The sequence below is a fragment of the Vibrio sp. 10N.286.46.A8 genome (assembly GCF_041470165.1).
In the GTDB taxonomy this organism is placed as follows: domain Bacteria; phylum Pseudomonadota; class Gammaproteobacteria; order Enterobacterales; family Vibrionaceae; genus Vibrio; species Vibrio tasmaniensis_A.
In genome coordinates this window covers 24,630-31,865 of record NZ_JBFRLX010000008.1, presented here as the reverse complement: position 1 = coordinate 31,865, position 7,236 = coordinate 24,630, and the positions used below count along the sequence as shown (strand labels likewise).

At 41.9% G+C, this 7,236-nt stretch carries 7 protein-coding genes; 5 read left to right on the top strand and 2 right to left on the bottom strand.

All coding sequences use genetic code 11. The features are described 5' to 3' along the window. Positions 1-291 precede the first annotated feature (291 nt). Complete coding sequence (locus AB4232_RS00860) at positions 292-1,287, bottom strand: helix-turn-helix domain-containing protein (protein WP_372085666.1); 996 nt, start codon at positions 1,285-1,287, stop codon at positions 292-294. 159 nt (positions 1,288-1,446) lie between these two features. Here AB4232_RS00860 and AB4232_RS00855 point away from each other — a divergent pair, with 159 nt between their 5' ends. The 5 genes from AB4232_RS00855 (at position 1,447) to AB4232_RS00835 (ending at position 6,204) form a co-directional block, all read left to right on the top strand. Further along, complete coding sequence (locus AB4232_RS00855; RefSeq protein ID WP_372085663.1) at positions 1,447-2,568, top strand: HlyD family secretion protein; 1,122 nt, start codon at positions 1,447-1,449, stop codon at positions 2,566-2,568. Then, the gene (locus AB4232_RS00850; protein WP_065678815.1) at positions 2,558-3,577 is read left to right on the top strand and encodes a DUF2955 domain-containing protein; all 1,020 of its coding nucleotides are present in this window, start codon (positions 2,558-2,560) and stop codon (positions 3,575-3,577) included. The genes AB4232_RS00855 and AB4232_RS00850 overlap by 11 nt, the downstream gene beginning before the upstream one ends. A 22-nt stretch (positions 3,578-3,599) precedes the next feature. Then, a complete protein-coding gene (locus AB4232_RS00845) occupies positions 3,600-4,700 on the top strand; it encodes an AI-2E family transporter (RefSeq protein ID WP_372085660.1) in 1,101 nt (366 codons plus the stop codon). Continuing rightward, positions 4,701-5,357 (top strand): potassium channel family protein, encoded by a 657-nt coding sequence (locus tag AB4232_RS00840; RefSeq protein ID WP_017096360.1) that lies wholly within the window; start codon positions 4,701-4,703, stop codon positions 5,355-5,357. 253 nt (positions 5,358-5,610) lie between these two features. Next, positions 5,611-6,204: a hypothetical protein gene (locus AB4232_RS00835; RefSeq protein WP_017101526.1), complete on the top strand. Its 594-nt coding sequence runs from the start codon at positions 5,611-5,613 to the stop codon at positions 6,202-6,204. Positions 6,205-6,443: 239 nt separating this feature from the next. On the opposite strand, the gene AB4232_RS00830 is transcribed toward AB4232_RS00835, so the two are convergent. Further along, positions 6,444-6,653 carry a hypothetical protein gene (locus AB4232_RS00830; RefSeq protein WP_004731601.1) on the bottom strand — a complete coding sequence of 70 codons (210 nt, stop codon included), beginning with the start codon at positions 6,651-6,653 and terminating at the stop codon, positions 6,444-6,446. Positions 6,654-7,236 lie beyond the last annotated feature (583 nt).

Genomic DNA, 7,236 nt, shown 5'->3' with positions numbered 1-7,236 from the left:
ATCTACATCTTCCTGAGTAAAGGGTTATAAAAAACTTAGGAGATAAACTTATAACTTTCAAACGCTTATTATTTTATATGCGAAACAGCTCTTAAAGTGGGTGTGGCGCATTATGGTAAGTATCTCTGTCGAGATTGATCCAAGATGGTACTTCGACTTAAAGAGGAGTAAGTATGATTATTTATTTTAGGGTACAAGACGTAGAGGAGCTTTGGGGCGCGATAGATCTAGCGACACTCTTACAAATGGAACTGAGAGGGAGGCCAGATTGTACTTAGTCCAAAACTACACTTAGTCCAAAATTGAACGTTGGTAAATCTTCGGCGTAAGACCAGACACACGCTTAAACGCACGAGAAAAATGAGAGATGTTGGTGTAGCCGAGTTGGCTAGAGATGTAGGTCAGCGTATGGCCCTCTTCCATCAGTTCGCAAGCTACCGAAAACATCAGGTTCTCTTTGATTTTTCGATAAGTGGTGTTTTCGTTCTTGAGTTTGCGTTGGAACGTTCGCACTGAAAAGTTGAGTAGCTCAGCGGCTTCTTCGAGAGAGAGATCTTGTTCTTTCATGTACGGCTTTAGAAGCTCATAAACGCTATCGGTAAAGCTGGTATGCCACTCAATAAGTGTCGGTTTAGCACTAAGTTCTTTAGAGGTTAGGCGAATTGGGAGTTGTAATATTTCTTTAGGGATAAGTACAGCCGTCGACGATTGATTAACAAACAGTTGGCAGCTACTTGGCACCAGTGTTTTGACGACATCGATGTCATGTCCTTGCAGACGCACCTTATTAGGTAACCATGGCGATTGGGATAAAATGGTTATTAATTCAATGATATATGTAATCGCAAAAGCTTCTCCCCATTGAAACATAGGGGAATTGTCTTCCGGGGCGGTTCGACAAAACCAGCTCTGACCGTGTTCTTGAATAAACTCGACCTTGCTCCCTGGGGAGTCGTAGGCAAAGATTGAATTGATCTGTTTTAGTGCATCACCAATGGTTTCGAATTCGGTAAATTGATGCAAGACATTTGGGATGATTCGACGTCGAAATGCGAGTCCAAGAATATCGGTGAACCGAGATACGCCGAGTTGTGCAGATGTAAGATAAATCAAACGCTTAATGGATTCCGATGGCACAAAATCACTTTCTGATTCGATAAGGTCGGGTGGTAAACCGGAATCTTTAAGCAACAGATGTAAATCAAGACCATAGTCAGAAAATACCTGAACCAGAATTTTAGCGTAGTTCGTTTGAATTACCGGGACTTGGTAGTGACTAGAGGTCATTGGAATACAATCCTGTATATATTGTTGCATTATTAGACGTGCATATCATTTGCAACGTTTTGTTTACTAAATCTAACCCTATTTACTTGAGTTTTCCATCGCTGGGTTTATTTTTAAAGTATTAATTTTGTTGATGTTAGTTATCTAGAAGGGAGTCCCATGTCAGAAACCAAAGGGAATAAGCAAGAAGCCAATGAAGAAGTTGGCCAGCAAGAAAATGGAAAAGACAAAGTAAGAAAGGTCACAAACTATCTATTGTTGTTTGTTGCATTCATGTTGATCTTCAGTGTCATTTCAGACCGAATCATCCCTATTACTGATAATGCTCGTGTAAAAGGTTATATCGTTCCAATCAAGCCAGAGGTGTCGGGTAAAGTACTCGATATACTGGTTCAACCTAACCAACTGGTTAATCAAGGCGACAAGTTAGCCATTTTAGATGAGTCTGATTACAAAATTGCAGTACAACAAGCCGAGCAAAATTTAGAGATTGCAGGCCAAAATGTCGGTGCTCAAACCGCGAGCATTGCTTCAGCCCAAGCGAAACTCACTTCAGCGATTGTTGAAAGACAAAACACCAAACTGCAAGCCAAGCGTGTTTTAGAGATGGCAGACAAAGGTGTGGTTTCTAAATCAGATGCAGATAAAGCGCGAGCAGCATTAGCAACGTCTCGTGCGGCGGTTGTGAATGCAGAAGCTGACCTTGACCGTGCTAAGAAACAAATGGGTAAAGAAGGCCAAGAAAATAGCCAAGTGAAAGCGGCGTTGCTGGCACTTGAACAAGCTCAATTGAACCTAGAGCGCACCGTGATTACCGCGCCGACACAAGGTGGTGTCTCTAACTTTAGCCTGTCTGAAGGGTTTTATGCATCGGCAGGGCAAGCAATCATGACCTTTGTTTCAACCGAAGATATCTGGATTGAAGCTTATTATCGTGAAAATAGCCTTGGTAACGTAACCGTCGGTGATGAAGTGGAAGTGGCATTGGATTTCGCTCCAGGACAAATCGTGAAAGGGCGAGTGAGTAGCATCGATTGGGGTGTTGATTGGGGACAAAATGATCAAGCAGGTAAGCTTGCTCAAGCTAGCCAACAAACGGGTTGGTTGCGTCAAACACAGATGCTTCCTATCACTATCGAATTTGAACGAGATGAGATGCAAGGCATGCTTCGAGTGGGCGGCCAAGCGGATGTGATTGTTTATAGCGGCGACAACTTTGTGTTCAACGCGATAGGCAAAGTATGGATTCGTCTGATTAGCGTATTGTCTTATGTCCGATAAGCCGATTCCTGACCAACAAACACAGCAACGGATCCTGCGATTTACCGTAGGGGTCACGTTGGCTGTTTTCTTGGCGGCATGGATAAACTGGCCACTTGCGTTTGTGGCGCCAGTGTTCACTGCTAAGTTCTTAATTGATAAACCAAACCTCCATAAGGAAACGGTCTACGAGTTGTTATTGGCTGTTGTTGTCACCATGGGGTTAGGTTTATTGCTGTCGCGAGGAATTACCCATTACCCGATCCCATTGCTGATTTTAGTGGGGCTAATGATGCTTTGGGGTTACTACTTGTTTGTAGACCCTAAATGGAATCTGTTCGCTACCATACTGTTGATTGCTGTCTTGATGTTGCCATTCATGGCGATTGATAACCCTGGCGTTTCAGTAATGCTGGCATCAGGTTTAGCGACTTCTGGTGTAGTGTCGGTGACTATTTTTGCGCTTGTTCATGTCTTTTTCCCTGAACCTAAGTCGGAGTTCTCTGGCTTTGCGTCGGTACCTTTCAATAAGACAGAGCGCTGGTATGCGGCTTTCCGTGCGATGATTATCTCTTATCCCGTTGTGTGCTTTTTCTTTATTTTTCAGATATCTGAAGCATTGTTAACCATGATGTTTATTGCGTTGTTATCGTTAATGATCACTTCAGAAAAATCAGTCAAATTAAGTGCATTTCTGGTGATCAGTAATGGCATTGGTGGCTTGCTAGCGATAGCTGCTTTTTCAATCCTTTCGATTGTTCCGAATATTATCTTCTACTCTTTATTCATAGGCTTGGTCGCTATTGTGATTGCTAAGAAGATCTACACGGTTCCCGAAAAAGCACCGATCTTCGCCACTGCATTTAGTACGTTGTTAGTACTTGTCGGTAGCACATTGATGAGCTCCGGCGATATCGATAGCAACACTTTTATTCGCATATTCCAATTATTGCTAATTGGCATATATATGATTTTGGCCTCTTTATTCCTAGAAACTCGGAATTGGAAGTTTCTACAAAATCAGCATTAATTTTGTCTAACAAGGACGTCTCATGAAGTTAACCGACGATTTTTCAAAACAGGCGATAGACGCTGCCATCAAAATTGCAGCGATTGCTATGCTCGTCTACTGGTGTTTTGCGATTTTACGCCCATTCATTCTATTGGTTATTTGGGGGGCGATCATTGCGACTGCGCTCTATCCAGTTGCTGTCGCGATTTCAAATAAGACGGGAATGTCGAAAGGAAAAGCCAGCGCATTACTCAGCTTTATTGGTGTGATTCTTCTGTTTATTCCTTTGGCGGCGCTTTCTTCTGGTATCTACACCAGTGCTTCGGACCTAATGACAGGGCTACAGGACGGAACCTTGTCTCTGCCGAAACCCAAAGAGTCCTTACAAGATATTCCATTCATTGGGGAGAAGGTATATTCAACCTTGGTAGCTGCCTCCAATAATATTGAAGGCACGTTCATTAAGTATGCTGACGAACTGAAACAGTTTGCGACTAAAGCTGCTTCTGTTTTAGGCTCTCTCGGCGGTGGGTTTATTCAGTTTATTATTTCTACCATCATTGCTGGCGCATTTATGAGTAACGCCGATAAGTGCCAAACGGGGGTCACTCACTTAGTGGCTCGCCTAACCGATGGTAAAGGTGAAGAGTTGGTACAGTTATCTAAATCAACGGTACGTAGTGTCGTGCAGGGTGTGATAGGTGTTGCTGTGATTCAATCCATTATGTCAGCAATTGGTTTAGTGATTGCAGGCGTTCCTGCGGCTGCGTTTTGGGCATTAGCTGTTCTGCTCATTGCAATTATTCAACTTCCGCCGATTCTTGCTTTATTGCCTGCAATTATTTACATGTTCAGTGTTGAATCGACGCTAGCGGCGAGCCTGTTCTTAGTGTGGTGTATTTTGGTCAGTGGCAGTGACGCTATTTTGAAACCGATGCTATTGAGCCGCGGCTCTCATATCCCAATGTTGGTTATTCTACTGGGTGCGTTGGGCGGAATGGCGATGTCAGGAATCGTTGGTCTGTTTGTTGGTGCTGTGATACTGAGTTTAAGCTATGAGCTGATGATGGCATGGCTTGGACTTGAAGAGAAAAACCAAGAAAAAACTGAGAAAAAACCAGCAGAGGCAGAGGAAAAATAGATGAAGCCAGTCTCTAAAGACGACAACTTCTACTTCTTATTCTATGCACTGTTGGTGTTGTTTTTTGGTTGCGCGGTGATGCAGCAGTTTTATCCGCAAGGTCAAAAGACCATTCTGTTTTTGATCATTATTACTTTGGCTGTTTCGATAGTGGGAATACATAAAGAGCGAGCCTTGTATCGCTCTTGGTATGGTCTGCTATTGATAACCGCTACGGTGTCGGGGGTATTCTCGTTTTTGGAGGACTATAACCTTTCGATAGTGACGTTAACGGCATTGGCGGTGTTTCTGTTCTCACATATTTATTCCGCTCTCAAACAGGTAATGAAAGCAAAGACGGTGACGCCCAATCACATTATTGGTTCTATCTGTATTTACTTGTTGTTAGGGTTCGCTTGGTCGACTATCTACTTGTTGATTTTAGAAATCTTCCCTAATGCATTTAACGGGTTAGAAGAGCAAATCTGGCTGACCAACTTGTTCAATGCGATGTACTTTAGCTTTATCACCTTGACCACGGTTGGCTATGGCGACATATCACCGGCTTTGCCTATTGCTCAATTCTTTGTGTTCATGGAGTCCATTATCGGCAGTTTCTATTTAGCCATCATGGTCGCGAGCTTGGTGAGCATCCGACTTGCGCAGTCTCAATCTTAAGTGCAATCTTTTTCATTTAAGTACCTGTATAAGTTAGAAGTCTGTTTTGTTGGAACAGGTGTAGTATGGTTTTTATTCGATTATCAGTTTTACCATTTCATGCCAAGTAGTGTGAAAACTAGCCAAAAGATAACGTGTTGAGAGAAATTAAGTACGTAGCTAGATGTAACCTATCAAGTTACCGAAAAAACGAGGTTATATAGTGGTATGATCGCGGGCTCAGCACCATAAGTGATAAAGAATAGGAAACAGAATGACTCACCTTACAGAGCAGCAAGAAGCTGCAATGGCGACGTTTAAGGAAAACTTACACCTTCCAAACGGTGGTTTTCATAAACTGATTATCGAGCTAAGTAAGGAATATCAGCTGCCTTTCCAAAAGGTGCGTGCGGTTTTAAAGAAAGCTCAAAAAGATGTTGAACGACAGATACGAGAAGACTTTAACAGTGTTGATGACACAGTTCTGAGCCAAGAGAATTGGGTAAATATCATTAAGTCGAAGCTTGTTGAGTTAGCGGAAGAAAACCAAACGATTATGGATAAGCTGCAACAAAACCTGAAGTATCAAAAAGTGTTGTCGGCAACCGAAGGTTCAATCGCAAGTGAAGACGAACGTGACGAATTGATTGAAGAGTTGATTCAAGCTTATGAGAAAGAGGTGTTCAAACCTTTACTGGCGATGCTGCATACGACAAAGCTGTATTGGAAGTTAATGCTGGTGGATGAGACATGTAAGATGAATGAGGAAAATCGTGAGAAGTTCAGTGACTACCCTCAACACATGCAAGCTGCAGAACACTTATATACTCTTGATCAAAAGTTAAGGTCGATGCCGTTAACTTATTAGTCCATGAATGCACTGATAATGGCTCATTGGTGATTCAGAGTTTGATATAAGTTGGTTTCAATAGAAGTACGATAACCTAGCTAGCGTTAGCCGCGTGTGAAATGCAAAAAGGGCTAGGTTTCTAATCTGTTTTACTTCTACTCTATTTTGTTCTGCTAGAGCGAATTGAGGGTGACATCTTTGACTTTTTTATATCTGTCGAACTAGACGGTGTTTCTTTCTGTAGCCGATGGGAAATGCTATAGGAGTGTGAAATGTCCTAGGGTGTTTCCGTTGCCTGAAACGATAGTTCCGATGCTTTCTCGTTCATTAAATTCAAAGTCGATGAGATAACTATGATGTTGTAGCTTGGGCAATATGTGGCGGTGGAGTATATCGCTATTGAGCTGTCGAATCTCGGTGACCCATGAAATCTCTTCTTTGTGTAAGTCTATTTTAATCTTGAGCATTTATTACCTTTTAGTTTATTGACTGTTTTTTCGCGTGATAGTTGGTACCAATGGGTTTGTCTTGTTGTTCTGCGTGACATAACTGTGCCTTGTGTTTATTACATTTATATTTAATAAGTCGATCTATTTTGAATTCGCTAAAAAGAAAGCAAATGACGAATAGAACGGTAGTGGGATCTGATTTAAAAGCTATTGAATGACTATCTGGGTGAAAGCTGACGCAGAGATGGTGTAACGAGGGAATCGAGAACTGTCTATGTGGAACTTGGACTTACTTTAGCATTAACAGCTCTATAGATTAGAGCCAGGTGGCGAACTATACGCCTAGTTTTTTAAATTACAACCCTATTTCTAATTAAATTTAAAAATATTTTTGAATGATTTGCCGTCGCTTATTGATAGTTAAATGAACGAAGGACAGGGGATTGACCATAGTATCTGACTGAGGCTCGGTTTTGCACCGCTTTGTGTTCTTTGCCATTGGTGGTTTTAATTGAGGTATTAACTTAGTGGTAGTTAAGCGTCTGTTATACTTGGTCTTTACATTGTAAATCACAATTCGTGACTCTGAGGTTTAGCGTTG